Source organism: Bacteroides celer, assembly GCF_002632415.2.
GTDB lineage: Bacteria > Bacteroidota > Bacteroidia > Bacteroidales > Bacteroidaceae > Bacteroides.
The window spans coordinates 5,322,921-5,342,212 of record NZ_CP178209.1; the positions used below are offsets into that span (position 1 = coordinate 5,322,921).

Genomic DNA, 19,292 nt, shown 5'->3' on the forward strand with positions numbered 1-19,292 from the left:
CAATGAATATATATAAACTAAATTATTAAGCAATGAAAAAGAGTTTGACATTTATCTTCGCAGCAGCACTTTTGGTATCTTGCCAACAAGAGGAGAACGAAGCTACGACTCCTGCAAACAGTCGTATTACTATCTCTCCTATTATTACACGTGCTACGGAAGTTAACTTTGAGACCGGAGATAAAATCGGTGTTACAATCACCCAAAACGGTGACTTCGTATATGCGGAAAATAAACTGATGACATACAATGACGGAGTATTTGCCGGTGATTTACTTTGGTATCCGGAAGGAAATGACAAATCGCAAATAGTAGCCTATTATCCCTATAAAGAGGGCAATACTCCGGCTTCATTTACTGTAGAAACCGATCAGACTAGCGGATATGGAGCGTCAGATTTTATGGCAGCAAAGAAATCGGATGTACTTCCGACTACCAACGTTATAAGCATGAACTTCAAACACATGTTTACTAAATTAGTGATTAATGTAACAAAGGAAGTAGAAGCTAACATCTCGTCCATTGCATTGAAAGGTTCTATCCCGACTGCAACTCTTGATTTGAGTGCTCTCACAGTGACTGCTGATGCAAATGCCTCTGCTACAAGCATTGTTGCACAAGCCGTTAAAGCGAATGAGACATACCGAGCTATTATCGTTCCCCAAACAGTAGCCTTGACGCTTGAAGTAGCAACATCCGACGGCAAGACCTTGTCACAGAAGCTCACATCTACCACTTTGGCACAAGGAGGACAATACAGTGTGAACATTCGCGTGTTACCTGACGATATAGAAGTCAAACTTAGTGGTGACATTGAAAACTGGACAGATGAGGGTGAAATTGGAGCTGATAATGAGATTCCTTTCGAGGAACATCTCGATCAGAACTATTTCCTGTATGATAATGTAAAATATAAGACTGTAACTCTCTCAAACGGTACGACATGGATGGCTGAACCGCTTATTTATTTACCGAAAGGGTATACTCCTTCAAGTGATCCAACTGCTGATAGCCATGTTTGGTATCCGTATGAAATCACAGCCGACGGTGCAACCGTAGCTACAACAAAAGAAAGTGCCATAAAAGAATTAGGTTATCTATATGATTTCCAGGCTGCACTGGGTGGTAAAGAAATTACTGATAGTAATCTGACCTCCTTTGAAGGAGCACAAGGAATCTGCCCGAAAGGATGGCACATACCGACACGTCTGGAGTACTTTAATCTGGTAGGAAAAACAACGAATGATGCCGACGGCAAGGTACCGGCTGATGGTGATAAAGCTCTTTTTTATGATACAGCTTATGATGGAGCCAAAATATCATCACTGATGGATGCAGGATTCAATTACCAATTCTCCGGTGTTCGTATGGCAACAAGTCTTACAGGCGCCGGCAGCTACCAAAAAACTGCAATAGCAGATGACGCCAAGATTCAAGCTGCGTGGCATGGAAAACCGGCAATGAATTATCTCATGACTTCGACCGCCTACAAACCCATATACAATAGTACCAGCGGCCTACTAACCAATATACAGTTCTTTGGATTAATGAGTACAATCAATGCAACCAAGTATCCGGAAGGCAGATTATCATTATCTTATGTTAGCATTAAAGCCGGTATGCAAGTTCGTTGCATAAGGGATCAAGCCGGCAACTAAAAGACTAATATTTGTTTCATGCCTTGAAACCTTTAGTTTCTCGGTGAGAAACCAACAGTTTCAAGGTTTGAAACTACCAGTTTCACACTGGGAAACTAAAAGTTTCAAGTAAGGCTACTCCCCTCGCCCGTAAGGCGAACTACGATAAGCTATAAACAAACGAAAAACAGATTACAAACTATATAAAAACGAAGCAATAACAATGAAAACAAAAAAGCTAACAATCGCAATTGCCATCGTGGCAATGACTTTTATCGGAACTTCATGTGGTAACAAACAACAGAAAAGCGCATCAGAAGCGACTACAGAACAGTCTGCATCTTCCGCCTTGGAAATTGATTCTCTTCTTGCCAATGCCGAAAGCCTTGCAGGACAAGAAGTGACCATTGAAGGCGTCTGCACACATACCTGCAAACATGGCGCAAAGAAAATCTTCCTGATGGGTAGCGACGATACCCAAGTGATCCGTGTAGAAGCGGGCACTTTGGGAGCATTCGATCCTAAATGCGTGAACTCCATCGTTCGTGTTACCGGAACACTGAAAGAACAACGCATTGACGAAGCCTACCTCCAGAACTGGGAAGCGCAACTCAAAGCACAGGCTGCCGAGAAACACGGAACCGGTGAAGCCGGATGCGACTCTGAAAAGAAAGCACGTGGTGAAACAGCCAACAGCCCTGAAGCCCGCATTGCAGATTTCCGTGCAAAAATAGCCGACCGCAAGGCAGAAACAGGAAAAGAGTATTTATCTTTCTATTTCATGGAAGCTGACTCGTATGAAGTGGAGTAGTAACATCCGTAAGTGGAGTCGGCTCATACACCGTGACTTATCATTTTTCTTTTCCGGAATGGTATTGATATATGCCATTTCCGGAATTGTAATGAATCACCGTGACACTATTAATCCGAACTTCTCCATCACACGGAAAGAGTATAAGATAGCAGAAAAGCTACCGGATAAAGCAGGAATGAATAAGGAGAAAGTGCTCACTCTCCTGGAACCTTTGGGAGAAACCGGCAACTATACCAAATTTTACTTCCCGAAAACGGACGTAATGAAAGTCTTCCTGAAAGGCGGCTCCAATCTCCTGGTAAACGTGAAGACAGGAGAAGCGGTATATGAATCCGTCACCCGCCGCCCGCTTATCGGAGCAATGTCCCGTTTACATTACAACCCGGGACAATGGTGGACTTACTTTGCTGATATTTTCGCCATCGCTCTTATTATCATTACTCTCTCCGGCATCATCATGCTGAAAGGAAATAAGGGTATTATCGGCAGAGGAGGAATTGAAGTCATTGTCGGAATCTTGATTCCCATTCTTTTCCTTTTCTTCTTTTGAATAGAATAACAGATAAAATCAAATGGAACATATTATCGAATGTAACAATCTGACGCACTATTACGGCAAACGGTTGATTTACGAAAATCTTAGTTTCACAGTACCCAAAGGACGCATCCTGGGACTGTTGGGAAAGAACGGTACGGGCAAGACCACCACTATCAATATCTTGAGCGGTTACCTGAAACCCCGTTCGGGAGAATGTCGCATCTTCGGACAGGAGATACAGACAATGGCACCGGCTCTGCGTCGCAATATCGGACTGCTCATCGAAGGTCATGTGCAATATCAATTCATGACCATCACCGAGATAGAGAAATTCTACGCAGCTTTCTACCCCGGTCAATGGAAAAAGGAAGCGTACTATGAACTGATGAATAAGTTGAAAGTCGCTCCCGGACAACGTATCTCACGTATGTCATGCGGACAGCGCTCACAAGTTGCCCTCGGACTTATCCTTGCACAAAACCCGGAACTTCTAGTATTGGACGACTTCTCACTCGGACTCGATCCCGGTTACCGCCGCTTGTTTGTCGACTATCTCCGTGACTATGCCCGCTCGGAAGGGAAAACCGTCTTCCTGACCTCACATATCATTCAGGATATGGAACGACTCGTTGATGACTGTATTATCATGGACTACGGAAAGATACTGATTCAGAAACCAATCGTCGAATTACTGGAAAAAGGACATCGCTACACTTTCACTATTCCCGAAGGTTATGAACTTCCTGCGTCTGATGATTTCTACCATCCTTCTGTCATGCGAAACCAGTTGGAGACCTTCTCCTTCCTGCAACCGACAGAGACAGAAGCAAAACTGAAATCAATGTCAGTGCCTTACACTAATTTTCATAGTGAACAGGTAAATTTGGAGGATGCATTTATCGGCCTGACAGGCAAATACTGATTAAATTAAGAATAAAAATTGGCTACTCGTAACCCACAAATCATAATTCATAAATCATAAATCCTCAAAAATGTACGCTATATTTTATAAAGAATGGATAAAGACACGGTGGTATTTTCTGCTTGCCGTGCTCGCCACACTCGGTTTTACAGGCTATTGTATGCTTCGCATCAACCGGGTGGTAGAAATGAAAGGGGCTGCTCATGTATGGGAAGTCATGCTGCAACGCGATGTTATCTTCATTGATATGTTGCAATATATCCCCCTGATTGCCGGAATCCTGATGGCAATCGTGCAGTTTGTCCCCGAGATGCAACGCAAATGTTTGAAACTGACTCTCCATCTGCCTTATCCGGAACTAAAAATGACGGGCAATATGTTACTCTCCGGACTCATATTGATTCTTGTCTGTTTTGCTTCTAATTTCCTGTTGATGGAAGTATACCTGAACGGAATACTTGCCCATGAACTGAAGAACCACATATTGCTCACCGCTTTAACGTGGTATCTTGCCGGGATTTCCGGCTACCTGCTCGTCGCATGGATCTGCCTTGAACCGGCATGGAAACGTCGTATTCTGAATCTCATTATCGCTGTATTGTTACTCCGGATCTTCTTTCTGTCGCCCACACCGGAAGCATACAACAAGTTCCTCCCTTATTTAGTGGTTTATACTTTGTTGACAGCTTCTTTCTCGTGGCTTTCTATCGTACGATTTAAGGCCGGAAAGCAGGACTAAACAATTAAAAATTAAAGATTAAAAATTAAAAGATTGAGAAATGAGACGTTTCAGTACCATACTATTATATGTAACCATCGCTTTCCTGCTTCTTTGGCAGTTGCCTTGGTGTTACAATTTCTTTGTCGTAAAGCCGGAGAAGACTCCCTTTACCCTATATAGTTTCGTCATTGGCGATTTCGCACAGATGGGACAGGAAGAGGGAAAGGGAAGCGTGCGTCGCGACTTGGCAGGAAACATTTATTCGGAAGCTGCTTTCGACAGCATCCTGCCTATGTTTTACTTCCGCCAGTTGATGTCTGACGAGCGTTTTCCAGATACCATTCAAGGAATCGCAGTGACTCCCAAAATGGTGCAGACGGAAAACTTCAACTTCCGCAGCGTTCCTTCGGATATCAATGCGCCTTCTATCGGACTTTACCCGCTAATGGAATCCATGTCAGGACGTGTGGATTTAAAAATGCCGGATGATGTATTCCGCATCACCTCCAAAGGGATCGAATTCATCGACATGGCTACCAACAGCGTGAAGGAAGATAAAAGCCTTCAGTTTACCGAAGCTATGACTAAGAAAGATTTTCGTTTCCCGGCAACGGAGATTGTAGGAAATCCGACGGTGAAAAAGGAGTATGACGAAGGTTACCTTCTATTGGATGCCGACCGCCGTCTGTTTCATCTGAAACAGGTGAAAGGGCGTCCGTATGTCCGTGCCATCACCTTGCCTGAAGGACTGACGTTAAAGCATCTGTATCTGACCGAGTTCAGAAACAAAAAGACGCTTGCTTTTATGACCGATGTCAACAACGCCTTCTATGTGTTGCAGAATCGGACGTATGAAATCGTAAAAACAGGAATCCCGGTATTCAATCCCGAAACGGATGCATTAACCATCATCGGTAATATGTTCGATTGGACGGTACGTGTGACTACTCCGACCTCTGATAATTATTACGCATTGAATGCCGACGATTATTCATTGATTAAAAAATTAGAGAACGCATCGTCTACTCATTCCATGCCCGGTATTACTTTCACATCTTATACTGATAAATATGTAATACCACGTTTCGAATAGTATTCCCATATTGAATGTAACAGTTGTAAGGGACTATCAAAAGTCAATCTATTAAATATGACTTAGGGTAGTCCCTTACTGTTTTCTTCCCATGCGTGTATAGGAAACAAAAAGAATTACAATCTTTTCTTCTGTAAGTATGGGCTTTTTCCGGCAAGAAAGTTTATCTTTGCCGACTCATTCAAATATTCAGACCGCAATTGCTTCTGCATTATACACAAACAAATACGGTAAAACGAAAAAACTCAAATTAAAAACCGTATGAAAGTTTACAAAGCATTTGCTTTCCTAAGTATCTTCATCATATTGTTCTATAATTGTTCGCTCCCTACTGATGACGAAGAAAAAGGAGATTCAGAGGGAGAGGATACAGTTACCTCCGAACTTCCCTGGGAAGGAGAGATGGACAAATTCACCATCAATTCTAAAGAAGGAATCCATCTGAATGATCCATACGAAGACGCCGGAACAGCTTATGTCACCATTCCTTCCACCTCTGTAAAAAATACCCGTTGGGAATTTGGAGTTCACCTCACCTTTAATCCTTCCGCTAACAATTATGCACGATTTTATCTGACTTCTTCCTCAAACATTCTTTCCGAGAATTTAAACGGTTATTATATTCAGATAGGAGGAGCCAAAGATAATGTAACTCTTTATCGTCAAAACGGAGACCAATCTAAACTACTGGCTTCGGGAAGAGAGTTGATGAAAGGAGACTCTTCACCGAAACTATATATAAAAGTAGAACGTGACAATAATGGTTACTGGACTTTTTGGACACGACGTGAATCCGAGAATGAATACGTAAAAGAAAAACAAATAAAAGATACCGATATACAAACTTCCCGCTACTGCGGTATATACTGCATTTACACCAAAACCCGCTGTAAAGGATTTACATTTCATCACATACAGCTATCTAATAACGTAGAAACGGACACTACACCTGATGAAACACCCGATCATCCCGGAACAGACATTCCGGACAATCCGGACACCCCCGAATTACCGGAAGATGTAAGAGGTATGCTTCTTTTCAACGAAATCATGTATAACAATGCTACTGATGGTGCAGAATATATAGAAATCTACAATCCGACTGAACAGGCTATCATTTTACCGGCACTTTATCTATATAAGATGTATAAAGACGGAACAATATACAATACTACCATCCTTCAAAATGAAAGTCCTTCTACTCCCCTAACCATTCCTGCCAAAGCATATCTTTGCTTCACGAAATACTTCAACAGAATCGTTCAGAAACATAAAGTCGGTGGAGAAAATATAATAATTATACCGAACTTCCCGGCACTGAACAATAATGGCGGGTATCTGGCACTTTCAAGTAGTAAAGAGACTGCACCAGGACATACTTTTGACACTTGTTGTTTTAGAGATGAAATGCACACCATTGATAAAATAACCGGCGTTTCGCTTGAAAAGAAATCTCCGGAGTTGTCCTCGCTCAACAAAAACTGGCGTTCCTCCAAACATGCCACCGGAGGCACACCCGGAATAAAAAATATGTAAGAGTATGTATATCTATGATAAATTCCCTACATTTGTAGGCAAAGTAAACAAGTTCCGGATATTCATCCTCAAACGAATTTAAACAGCAGATATGAGTCCAGCCGTTATATCTATTACTATTGTGGCATACTTTATAATCCTGTTCACTATCTCTTATATAGCAGGACGCAAAGCCGACAATGAAGGATTCTTTGTAGGAAACCGTAAATCAGCTTGGTATATCGTTGCCTTTGCCATGATCGGTTCCACCATTTCCGGGGTCACCTTCGTTTCCGTTCCGGGTATGGTACAGGCAAGCAGCTTTTCTTACCTGCAAATGGTGCTGGGATTCATAGTAGGACAAATTATCATTGCATTTGTACTCGTTCCTCTCTTTTATCGTATGAACCTGGTTTCCATTTATGAATATCTGGAGAACAGGTTCGGAAGCTCCTCCTACAAGACGGGAGCATGGTTCTTTTTTATTTCAAAGATGTTAGGGGCAGCCGTCCGGCTCTTTCTCGTGTGCCTGACATTGCAGTTTCTTATCTTCGATCCTTTCCATCTTCCATTCCTGTTGAACGTAATTCTTACTGTATTTATCGTATGGCTTTACACTTTCCGCGGTGGAGTGAAATCATTGATATGGACGGATGTTCTAAAAACATTCTGCCTCGTAGTGTCGGTTGTACTTTGCATCTATTATATTGCTTCCAGCCTGCATCTGAATTTCAGTGGTTTGATTAGTACGATTTCAGACAGTGACTTTTCCAAGACATTCTTTTTTGACGATGTCAACGACAAACGATATTTCTTCAAACAATTCCTGGCAGGTGTATTCACCGTTATTGCCATGAACGGGCTCGACCAGGATATGATGCAGCGCAATCTTAGCTGCAAGAACTTCCGGGACTCGCAGAAAAATATGATTACCAGTGGAATCTCACAGTTCTTTGTCATTCTGCTTTTTCTGATGCTGGGAGTACTGCTATATACGTTCACAGCACAGCAAGGCATTGAGAATCCGGGAAAAAGCGACGAGTTGTTTCCGATGATCGCTACCGGAAATTATTTTCCCGGCATAGTCGGAATATTATTCATTATCGGGCTGATAGCCTCCGCCTATTCTGCAGCGGGTTCTGCCTTGACGGCACTGACCACTTCCTTTACTGTAGATATTTTACATGCACAGAAAAAAGGAGAGGCGGCACTTAGCCAAATACGCAAACATGTACATATCGGTATGGCAGTTGTGATGGGAGCAGTCATTTTCGTATTCAATTTGCTGAACAACACCAGTGTGATTGATGCGATTTACACATTGGCCAGTTATACGTATGGCCCTATCTTAGGACTGTTCGCTTTCGGCATCTTCACCAAGAAACAAGTTTATGATAAATATATTCCGTTGGTAGCTATCGCTTCTCCTATTCTTTGCTATATCCTGCAAAGAAATTCGGAAGCATGGCTCAACGGTTACCAAATTAGTTACGAGTTGTTGATAATCAATGCCCTGTTCACATTCCTTGGACTTTGTTTGTTCATCAAAAGACAAGACAAAGAAACATCTTACACAACTCATACTACAAAACAAGAAGTAAAATAATGAAAACAACAATCAACTGTTTTCTTCCTTTCAGCCGGTTGGAAGAAACTGTGCAAACAGTTAAGGAGTTACGTGCATCGACGCTGGTAGACAAAATTTATTTATTGGCATCGCCAATTACCAATGTCTGTATTCCCGGATGCGAACTCATCTCTGTAGAGAAAATGCAGTCTACACAAGCGATGCGAGCTATTGCAGAACATTCTGATAAAACATATACCTTGCTCTATACCAAATACACTGCACTAAAAATAGGCATGTTCGCTCTTGAAAGAATGGTTCAAGTAATGGAAATGACCCAAGCTGGCATGGTATATGCAGACCATTACCAACAGATAGACGGTGTGCAAAAAACAGCTCCGGTCATTGATTACCAACCCGGTAGCCTGCGTGACGACTTCAATTTCGGCTCGGTTTTACTGTTCAATGCCAACGCATTCAAGGAAGTTATAGAAAATACGGTAGAGGAATATCAATATGCAGGTTTGTATGATTTGAGACTCAAAATATCCCAAAAGAGCAAACTGGTACATATCAACGAGTATCTATATACCGAAGTAGAAAGTGACAAGCGGAAAAGCGGTGAGAAGCAGTTCGATTATGTAGACCCTAAAAACCGTCAGGTACAGATTGAAATGGAACAGGCATGCACCAACCATTTGAAGGAAATTGGCGGATATCTTTATCCTATCTTCCGTCCTGTAGACTTTTCTTCCCACACTTTTGAATATGAAGCTTCTGTCATTATACCCGTACGCAACCGTATTCGCACAGTCAAAGATGCCGTACGCTCGGCTCTGAACCAGCAAACGACCTTTCCGTTCAATGTCATTGTCATCGACAATCATTCAACAGACGGGACCAGTGAAGTTCTCCATGAACTTAGTTCGGACAAGCGGCTGATTCACGTCATTCCCGAAAGAGATGACCTCGGTATAGGCGGATGTTGGAACATAGGTATCCATCACGAGAAATGCGGAAAGTTTGCCGTCCAACTTGATAGCGATGACGTGTATAAAGACGAACATAGCCTGCAAATCATCATTGATACTTTCTATAAACAGAAATGTGCAATGGTAATCGGCACTTATATGATGACTAACTTTGATATGCAGGAAATTGCCCCCGGCATCATCGATCATAAGGAATGGACGCCCGACAACGGACGAAATAATGCATTACGTATCAACGGTCTGGGAGCTCCCCGTGCATTCTACACTCCCATTCTTCGGGAAATCAAAGTCCCGAACACAAGCTATGGAGAAGATTATGCTCTTGGATTGAAAATTTCACACGATTATCAGATAGGCAGAATATACGACGTGATTTACCTTTGCCGCCGTTGGGAAGGCAACTCGGATGCTGCACTGCCTGTTGAGAAAATCAACCAGAATAATCTATATAAAGACCGACTTCGTACGTGGGAATTGGAACAGCGCATCCTGCAACAAGAAACGACATTAGAGAAAATTCAGCAAAAAATCGAACAGTTATTCCAAAAGCAAACTCTTTCTTGGGAACTAGCCAAAGAGAATTACCAAGCATTGGAACAGTATCGGTCACGAACAAAAGAAATATCCAAATGGTTTGGTAATCAAGGTTTAGCTGCGAACCTATTCCTTAATCCGAAACGTATTCTTTCGGCTACCGCACAGACAAACACTGCCTCCATTCATTCACGACCTTGCTTCCTCTGCCAAACAAACCGACCGCAGGAACAAGAGTTCATCAGTTATAGGAATTATCAGATACTGGTTAATCCCTATCCCATATTCAAACACCACTTTACAATTGTAGATAAGGAACACAAGTCGCAATCCATAGTCGGGCGTTTTAAAGATATGATAGAATTCACCGACATAATGAGAGAATACTTCCTTTTGTATAATGGACCGGAATGTGGAGCTTCCGCTCCCGATCATGCCCATTTTCAAGCTTGCAGTAAAGAGGAAAGAATGCAAGGACCATATTGCGATCACATAGATTTAATAGATAACGACAAGGTGCAAATTAGTTATGAAGATTTCCCGTACAGTTTCATCAGGATTCAGGCGAAAAACAAGACAACAATGTCGAAAACCTTTCATCTGATTTACGACATTTTAGCTGCCAATAATAACGGAAAAGAACCAATGATGAATATTCTTGCCTGGTATGGTTTGGAACGCACCAAAGAGGATTTTGGAAAGAACTATGACGATGAATTTGAGTCAGTGGCCGAACACCCTTACAATTGTATTATCTTCTTACGCAGCAAACATCGTCCTGACTGCTATTACGCAAAAGGGGACGAACAAATTATCATCAGTCCTGCTATTGCTGAAATGAACGGCATATTCCCTATAGTACGTGAAGAGGATATGGAGAAACTGACTCCTGAAAAGGTATATGAGATCTATCGGGAAATATCTATATCCAAAGAAAAACTGCAAAAAATATTAGAACGTATTAAGGCTGTATTATGACTCAACCTCAAATAACAGTTGGTATCCTTTCCGGGAAAGAGATTGAATTCTCTTTCCCGGTGAAATTTAGTTCTTCTGTCGGAACGGAAATTTCCGGGACACAGAAAGTTATTTATCAGGATGGGAAGATTCATTGGCAAGGGAAAGAGTACGACGAATTATCCTTCATTCCTCCACAAAATGCACATGCTTTCTTTGAACTGAAAGATGTGACCATCGGAATCAACTTCCATTGGGAACGCAAAGAAGTCCAGAAATTCAAAGGGGAATTAAAGATTATCATCGAAGGAGAACAACTAACCGCCATCAATGTGATTTCCATTGAAGAATATCTTACCAGTGTAATTTCATCCGAAATGAGCGCAACAGCTTCTTTAGAACTACTAAAGGCTCACGCCGTCATCTCCCGAAGCTGGTTACTTAATAAGTTGAGAGTTGAGAATGGAGAGTGGAGAGTTACTGTGCAGCCGGATAGCGCAGCCCACTCTCCACTCTCCACTCTCCATTCTCAATTTATAAAATGGTATGACCATGAAGCACATAGAAATTTCGATGTATGTGCCGATGATCATTGCCAGCGTTATCAGGGAATTACACGAGCCTCAACACCACAAGCCATCGAAGCAGTCTCCGCCACGCGGGGGGAAGTGCTGATGTATAAAGGAGCGATTTGTGATGCCCGTTTCTCTAAATGTTGTGGCGGAGCTTTTGAAGAGTTCCAAAATTGTTGGGAAAACGTAAAGCATCCTTATCTAATCAGACAACGGGATAGCAAGACTGAAAAACAACTTCCCGATTTGAACATAGAGGCGGAAGCTGATAAATGGATACGTACCTCACCTGTTGCTTTTTGTAATACGCAGGATAAGAAAATTCTAAGCCAAGTACTAAACAACTACGATCAGGAAACAGCAGACTTCTATCGTTGGAAAGTCAGTTATTCGCAGCAGGAGCTTTCAGAACTGATTCATCAACGTTCAGGGATTGATTTCGGACAAATCATTGATTTAATTCCTGTAGAACGGGGAACATCCGGACGTCTTGTCCGACTAAAGATTGTAGGAACCTTACGGACACTCATCATTGGAAAAGAGTTGGAAATACGCCGTACCTTATCTACTTCTCATCTGTATAGTTCCGCCTTCGTAGTAGACAAGGAATATGAGGAAAAAGGACATAAAGAGGATAAAATCCCTTCACGATTCATCCTTACCGGAGCCGGATGGGGGCATGGAGTAGGACTTTGCCAGATTGGTGCTGCCGTAATGGGAGAGCAAGGTTACAAATATGAAGAAATACTGTCTCACTATTACCCCGGCAGTACGCTCGAGAAACAATATCAATAAAAAAAGAATAATACCATGACAACCCCCACTATAAAAAGAAATCCCTGGAGCTGGATACCCACCCTCTACTTCGCAGAAGGGCTGCCATACGTAGCGGTAATGACGATTGCTGTTATCATGTACAAGCGTTTAGGATTATCCAATACGGAAATAGCCTTATACACTTCCTGGCTCTATCTTCCCTGGACTATCAAACCGCTATGGAGTCCATTCGTCGACCTGGTGAAAACGAAGCGTGCCTGGATTATTGCCATGCAAGGTTTCATCGCTGCCGGATTTGCAGGAATAGCCTTCTTTATTCCGACTGCTCATTATGTACAGTTGACTCTTGCTTTTTTCTGGCTGTTGGCGTTCAGTTCCGCTACGCATGACATCGCAGCAGACGGTTTCTATATGCTCGGACTCAATAATAAGGAACAATCTTTCTTTGTCGGTATCCGGAATACTTTCTATCGGCTTGCCAATATTTTCGGGCAGGGAATTCTAGTCATGCTGGCAGGATGGCTGGAAACGTCACAGAACAATATTCCCCTGGCATGGAGTATTACATTCTACCTCCTTGCCGGATTATTTCTGGCTCTTACTATCTATCATCGGCTTATCCTCCCCCATCCTGATTCGGACATTAAACGTCCCGGACTCACACCGGGTAAGTTGTTGGGAGATTTCCTCCTGACCTTTGTCACATTCTTTCAGAAAAAGAACCTCGGTCTCATGTTCTTTTTCCTCCTCACCTACCGGTTGGGAGAATCACAGTTAGCCAAAATAGCTTCTCCTTTCCTGCTCGACACGACCGATAAAGGTGGACTGGGTTTATCCACAGCAACTGTCGGAATGATCTACGGCACGATAGGTGTCATAGCTTTATTGCTCGGTGGAATCATTAGTGGTTTCCTCGTTTCCCGTGACGGATTCAAGAAATGGATATTACCCATGGCATTAGCCATCAACATTCCCGATCTATTATATGTATGGATGGCTGCCGCCACCCCGGACAATCCTATATTTATAGCCATTTGTGTAGCGATCGAACAGTTGGGGTATGGTTTCGGTTTTACCGCTTATATGCTATATCTGATTTATATAGCAGAAGGTGAACACAAAACGGCGCACTATGCTATCGGAACCGGATTTATGGCACTAGGCATGATGATTCCCGGTATGCCTGCCGGATGGATACAGGAACATCTCGGATACACAAACTTCTTTATCTGGGTTTGTATTTGTACCCTACCCGGTATCGTCGCCTCATTAATGATTCGCAACCGACTGGAGGATTCTTTCGGAAAGAAACAATAAAAAACTCAAAGATATGATACTCATTGCAGATAGTGGTTCTACAAAAACCGACTGGTGCATCGTTTTCAACGACACCCCAATCAAACGAATGGGAACGAAGGGAATTAATCCCTTCTTCCAATCAGAAGAAGAAATTCAACAAGAGCTGACACATTCCCTCCTGCCACAACTACCGGAAGGAACGATCAACTCCGTCTTTTTTTATGGTGCAGGATGCACTCCCGAAAAGGCTCCCGTCCTCCGGCGGGCTATTGCCGACAGCCTGCCCGTCATCGGGAACATCAAAGCCTACTCGGATATGCTTGCCGCTGCCCGCGGACTATGCGGACATGAAGCTGGGATTGCCTGCATCCTCGGCACAGGTTCCAATTCCTGTTTCTATAACGGTGAAGAGATTGTCAACAACATCTCCCCTCTTGGATTCATCCTGGGAGATGAAGGAAGCGGCGCAGTCCTAGGAAAACTACTGGTAGGCGATGTACTGAAAAACCAGCTTCCACCCGCCATCAAAGAAGCTTTCTTAAAACAGTTCGACCTGACGGCCCCCGAAATCATCGACCGTGTTTATCGCCAGCCTTTCCCGAACCGTTTTCTGGCTAGTCTCTCTCCCTTCCTTGCACAGCACTTGGAAGAACCGGCTATCCGTTCACTAGTACTCAACAGCTTTATCGCTTTTCTCCGCAGAAACGTGATGCAATATGATTATAAGCAATATCCGGTACATTTTATTGGTTCCGTAGCTCACTGTTACAAGGAGATTTTGCAGGAGGCTGCGCAAACAACAGGTATTCAGATCGGTAAGATTCTTCAAAGTCCGATGGAAGGGCTGATTCAATACCATCAACAATAATTCTTTTACCTATTGTAATTTATAACTAGTAATTATAAAAATGCAGATAACCGAACAACCGTCCTTTTACGATCATCTGGAAAAGAAATCTGTGCGAGAGATCTTAGAAGATATCAACCAGGAAGATCAGAAAGTAGCGTTAGCCGTACAAAAGGCTATTCCACAAATTGAAGAGCTTGTCAATCAGATTGTGCCCCGCATGAAACAAGGCGGACGCATCTTTTATATGGGGGCCGGCACAAGCGGTCGCCTGGGAGTATTGGATGCTTCCGAAATTCCTCCTACTTTCGGAATGTCTCCCAACTGGATTATCGGATTGATTGCAGGAGGCGATACAGCCTTGCGCAATCCGGTAGAAGGAGCCGAAGATGAGAAAAATCGAGGTTGGGAAGAACTCGTCGAACACCAGATCAACGAAAAAGACACCGTTATCGGCATTGCCGCTTCCGGCACTACCCCGTACGTAATCGGTGCTTTACGGGAAGCCCGTAAACACGGTATCCTGACAGGTTGTATCACCAGTAATCCCGATTCTCCAATGGCGGCAGAGGCAAATGTCGCCATCGAAATGATTGTAGGGCCGGAATATGTGACAGGCAGTTCCCGGATGAAATCGGGTACCGGACAGAAAATGATTCTGAATATGATTAGTACGTCGGTGATGATTCAACTCGGACGGGTGAAAGGAAATAAGATGGTAAACATGCAGCTTAGTAATCATAAACTGATAGAAAGAGGCACCAGGATGATTATGGAGGAACTAGGATTAAATCATGACCATGCACAAAAATTGTTACTGTTACACGGTTCGGTTAAGAATGCAATTGACGCTTACCGATATTCTCAAGATCATTAAAATCTCTACTTACTCTTGTTTAACCAACTTATATTATACGCATCACATACCAATCTTATTAATACGGAATATGACACATTAACCATCATTATTCATCCGACAGCCTCATAGATACAATACAAAAAGATTTTGAAACAAAATCAAAAACATTTATTGAACAAAGCAGTTTGTTCACACTTCTTCATTTTATCTCCGAAGAAAAAACTTCAAGAAAAAGTAGATTGGTATCAACAGTATAAATAATTGAAACATACCCAAAGCCCGTTCTTATCAATACCAACTATCTTTGCATCGTGTCACAGTACAGACAAAAAATAAACCATTCTTGGAATTTAAGACACAAAGAAGATAATTTCATTAAATATAGTATTTATGAAGAAGGATATTTGCATCATTTTGAGCCTGCTTTTATATACTTTTCAATTACCAATTATCTGCAAAGTAGAATATCCGGTTACAGTGAAACGTAAGATCAATGTAGAGACAAGTCAATTACTCACACTGATTGTATTTACATATAAATTTTGCAGTTCTTATTGTCAGCCGTCATTTCTATTCATTAGACAAATGATTTCCAGCACATTAGACGCTGACAATAAGCCCTGACAATAGGCTGACAATAACATTTTATAAGTTTTATTGTCAGCCTATTGTTTTATGATTTTGCTCTCCCATATCTCCTATCCAGCTTTACTTACTTTTCAAGAAAAGCCTCCATTAAACATCCGTCATACAACCGGCATACTTATATCATTCAATAACTATTGTTCGATCAGGATGCCGGTATACTTAATTCTTCACGGCCGTGGTAGCTTCTTCCCACAGCCGTGACGAGTTCCTACCACGGCCGTGGGAAGATCTTGTCACGGCCGTGGGAAATTAATGATACCGGTACTTTAATGGAACAATACCGGCATCCCAACGCAACTATACCAGCTTCCCTTCTTATACCTCCCACTTAATCAGCCTGCAAATAAGCTATATGACAAGAGGGCAAGGCTGATAATAAATCAAAAAGAAAACAGCAGTTATTATTTTACCCTGTGGAACATACACCATATATATTAGTAACATAAATATGGAAAGAAGTTACTTCCAAGGTAGATTTCAGAAACAGTATTTTGCCTTTTGTATTGGGAAATGAGCTACCTTTGCTACAAATCCATACAATATGAACAGAAACACTTTTTTTGTATTATTCCTATTAATAAGCAACCTTGTTTCAGGACAGGACCTGAAACTGTGGTATAGTCAACCTGCACAAAATTGGTCGGAAGCTCTCCCTATTGGCAACTCCCGTCTTGGAGCCATGGTATATGGCGGAATCGAACGCGAAGAATTACAACTCAACGAAGAAACATTTTGGGCAGGCTCTCCATACAATAATAATAACCCGAATGCCATACATGTGCTACCGGTTGTACGCAAACTGATTTTTGAAGGGAGAAACAAGGAAGCGCAAAGACTCATTGACGCCAACTTCTTAACCCGGCAACACGGAATGAGCTATCTGACATTAGGTAGCCTTTATCTGGAATTTCCGGAACACCAAAACGCATCCGGCTTTTACCGCGATCTGAACTTGGAGAATGCAACGACAACTACCCGTTATCAAGTGGATGACGTCACTTATACCCGCACCACTTTTGCTTCATTTACTGATAATGTCATTATTATGCATATCAAAGCAAGTAAAGCAAACGCACTGAACTTTACTATTGCATATAACTTCCCTCTAGTACATAAGGTGAATGTTCAGAATGATAAGCTGACCGTCACCTGTCAAGGGAAAGAGCAGGAAGGTTTGAAAGCCGCACTACGGGCAGAATGTCAAATCCAGGTAAAAACGAATGGCACTCTCCGCCCGGCAGGAAATACGCTCCAAATAAATGAAGGAACAGAAGCAACCCTTTATATATCGGCAGCAACCAACTACGTAAACTACCAGAATGTCAGCGCCAATGAATCCCACCGGACCAGCGAATATCTGAAAAGAGCAATGCAAATACCTTACGAAAAAGCTCTCAAAAGCCATATCGCTTATTATAAAAAACAATTTGACCGTGTACGCCTTACATTACCGGCAGGCAAAGCTTCCCAACTGGAGACTCCCAAACGAATTGAAAACTTCGGAAATGGGGAAGACATGGCAATGGCAGCTCTACTTTTCCATTATGGACGTTATCTGCTGATTTCTTCTTCGCAACCGGGTGGGCAACCGGCTAATCTGCAAGGTATATGGAACAACAGTACTCATGCACCTTGGGATAGTAAATACACCATCAACATTAATACAGAAATGAACTATTGGCCGGCAGAAGTCACTAATTTAAGTGAAACACATAGTCCGCTATTCTCTATGTTGAAAGATTTATCTGTCACAGGAGCAGAAACAGCCCGAACTATGTATGATTGTAGGGGATGGATGGCGCATCATAATACTGATTTATGGCGAATTTGCGGAGTTGTAGACTTTGCTGCAGCCGGAATGTGGCCTAGTGGGGGAGCCTGGTTAGCACAACATATCTGGCAACATTACCTCTTTACAGGAAATAAAGAGTTCCTGAAAGAGTACTATCCCATCCTGAAAGGAACAGCGCAGTTCTACATGGATTTCTTGGTAGAACATCCAGTGTATAAATGGTTGGTAGTGTCTCCTTCTGTGTCACCGGAACACGGTCCTATCACGGCAGGTTGCACCATGGATAACCAGATTGCCTTTGATGCACTGCATAATACCTTATTGGCTTCATACATCGCAGGTGAAGCCCCCTCTTTCCAAGACTCCCTCAAACAAACACTAGAGAAATTGCCACCTATGCAAATAGGAAAACATAACCAACTACAAGAATGGCTTGAAGATATTGACAATTCCAAGGACGAGCACCGTCATATTTCACATTTGTACGGGCTATATCCGAGTAATCAAATTTCTCCATACTCAAATCCCGAGTTATTCCAGGCAGCAAGAAACACATTGCTTCAACGCGGTGATAAGGCTACCGGTTGGAGTATCGGCTGGAAAGTCAATTTCTGGGCACGCATGCTGGATGGAAACCATGCCTTCCAGATCATCAAAAATATGATTCAACTATTGCCCAACGATCACTTGGCTAAAGAATATCCGAACGGGCGTACCTACCCCAATATGCTGGATGCCCATCCGCCTTTCCAGATTGACGGTAATTTCGGTTATACAGCCGGAGTAGCGGAAATGTTGCTCCAAAGTCATGACGGTGCCGTGCATTTATTGCCAGCATTGCCTGATGCATGGGAAGAAGGAAGTGTGAAGGGGCTGGTGGCACGTGGAAACTTTACTGTCGATATGGACTGGAAAAACAATGTGTTAAATAAAGCGATCATCCGATCGAATATAGGCGGTACGCTCCGCATCCGGTCTTATGTCCCACTGAAAGGGAAAGGCTTAAAACAAGTAAACGGGAAAGAGTGCTCAAATAGATTATTCGCCACCACTCCTATCAAACGACCTCTTGTAGCCAAAGGGGTAAGTGCGCAATCTCCCAAACTGCAGAAGGTTTATGAATATGACATCGAAACAAAGGCGGGTAAAACCTATATTGTAAATACAATCGAAGGAAAACAATAATACAGAAGAAGGGATAAATCTTT

At 42.5% G+C, this 19,292-nt stretch carries 15 protein-coding genes; all 15 read left to right on the forward strand.

Features of this window, described 5'->3' with window-relative positions; translation table 11 throughout:
• Window positions 1-32 precede the first annotated feature (32 nt).
• The 15 genes from CJF29_RS21440 (at window position 33) to CJF29_RS21510 (ending at window position 19,269) form a co-directional block, all read left to right on the forward strand.
• Window positions 33-1,658: a fimbrillin family protein gene (locus CJF29_RS21440; RefSeq protein WP_099146541.1), complete on the forward strand. Its 1,626-nt coding sequence runs from the start codon at window positions 33-35 to the stop codon at window positions 1,656-1,658.
• A gap of 202 nt (window positions 1,659-1,860) precedes the next feature.
• Entirely contained in the window at window positions 1,861-2,448 is a 588-nt protein-coding gene (locus CJF29_RS21445) for a hypothetical protein (RefSeq protein WP_074635887.1), read from the forward strand.
• The gene (locus tag CJF29_RS21450; protein ID WP_074635889.1) at window positions 2,435-3,001 is read left to right on the forward strand and encodes a PepSY-associated TM helix domain-containing protein; all 567 of its coding nucleotides are present in this window, start codon (window positions 2,435-2,437) and stop codon (window positions 2,999-3,001) included. The genes CJF29_RS21445 and CJF29_RS21450 overlap by 14 nt, the downstream gene beginning before the upstream one ends.
• Before the next feature lie 22 nt (window positions 3,002-3,023).
• Window positions 3,024-3,911, forward strand: a complete 888-nt coding sequence (locus CJF29_RS21455) for an ABC transporter ATP-binding protein (protein WP_074635891.1) — start codon at window positions 3,024-3,026, stop codon at window positions 3,909-3,911.
• Between the two features lie 70 nt (window positions 3,912-3,981).
• On the forward strand, window positions 3,982-4,650 hold the full coding sequence (locus tag CJF29_RS21460) for a hypothetical protein (protein ID WP_004299700.1): 669 nt from the start codon (window positions 3,982-3,984) through the stop codon (window positions 4,648-4,650).
• Between the two features lie 40 nt (window positions 4,651-4,690).
• Entirely contained in the window at window positions 4,691-5,725 is a 1,035-nt protein-coding gene (locus CJF29_RS21465) for a DUF4857 domain-containing protein (RefSeq protein WP_074556678.1), read from the forward strand.
• 261 nt (window positions 5,726-5,986) lie between these two features.
• The gene (locus tag CJF29_RS21470) at window positions 5,987-7,261 is read left to right on the forward strand and encodes a hypothetical protein (RefSeq protein ID WP_099146540.1); all 1,275 of its coding nucleotides are present in this window, start codon (window positions 5,987-5,989) and stop codon (window positions 7,259-7,261) included.
• A gap of 91 nt (window positions 7,262-7,352) precedes the next feature.
• On the forward strand, window positions 7,353-8,846 hold the full coding sequence (locus CJF29_RS21475) for a sodium:solute symporter (protein ID WP_074635898.1): 1,494 nt from the start codon (window positions 7,353-7,355) through the stop codon (window positions 8,844-8,846).
• On the forward strand, window positions 8,846-11,311 hold the full coding sequence (locus CJF29_RS21480) for a DUF4922 domain-containing protein (protein WP_099146539.1): 2,466 nt from the start codon (window positions 8,846-8,848) through the stop codon (window positions 11,309-11,311). Before CJF29_RS21475 ends, CJF29_RS21480 begins: the two co-directional genes overlap by 1 nt.
• Window positions 11,308-12,657 (forward strand): SpoIID/LytB domain-containing protein, encoded by a 1,350-nt coding sequence (locus CJF29_RS21485; protein ID WP_099146538.1) that lies wholly within the window; start codon window positions 11,308-11,310, stop codon window positions 12,655-12,657. Before CJF29_RS21480 ends, CJF29_RS21485 begins: the two co-directional genes overlap by 4 nt.
• A 15-nt stretch (window positions 12,658-12,672) precedes the next feature.
• A complete protein-coding gene (locus tag CJF29_RS21490; RefSeq protein WP_004309646.1) occupies window positions 12,673-13,956 on the forward strand; it encodes an MFS transporter in 1,284 nt (427 codons plus the stop codon).
• 13 nt (window positions 13,957-13,969) lie between these two features.
• Window positions 13,970-14,806: an ATPase gene (locus tag CJF29_RS21495; RefSeq protein WP_099146537.1), complete on the forward strand. Its 837-nt coding sequence runs from the start codon at window positions 13,970-13,972 to the stop codon at window positions 14,804-14,806.
• A 40-nt stretch (window positions 14,807-14,846) separates the two neighbouring features.
• Complete coding sequence (gene murQ, locus CJF29_RS21500) at window positions 14,847-15,662, forward strand: N-acetylmuramic acid 6-phosphate etherase (protein ID WP_099146536.1); 816 nt, start codon at window positions 14,847-14,849, stop codon at window positions 15,660-15,662.
• A gap of 372 nt (window positions 15,663-16,034) precedes the next feature.
• The gene (locus tag CJF29_RS21505; protein ID WP_099146535.1) at window positions 16,035-16,268 is read left to right on the forward strand and encodes a hypothetical protein; all 234 of its coding nucleotides are present in this window, start codon (window positions 16,035-16,037) and stop codon (window positions 16,266-16,268) included.
• Between the two features lie 565 nt (window positions 16,269-16,833).
• Complete coding sequence (locus tag CJF29_RS21510) at window positions 16,834-19,269, forward strand: glycosyl hydrolase family 95 catalytic domain-containing protein (RefSeq protein ID WP_099146534.1); 2,436 nt, start codon at window positions 16,834-16,836, stop codon at window positions 19,267-19,269.
• Window positions 19,270-19,292: the final 23 nt, after the last annotated feature.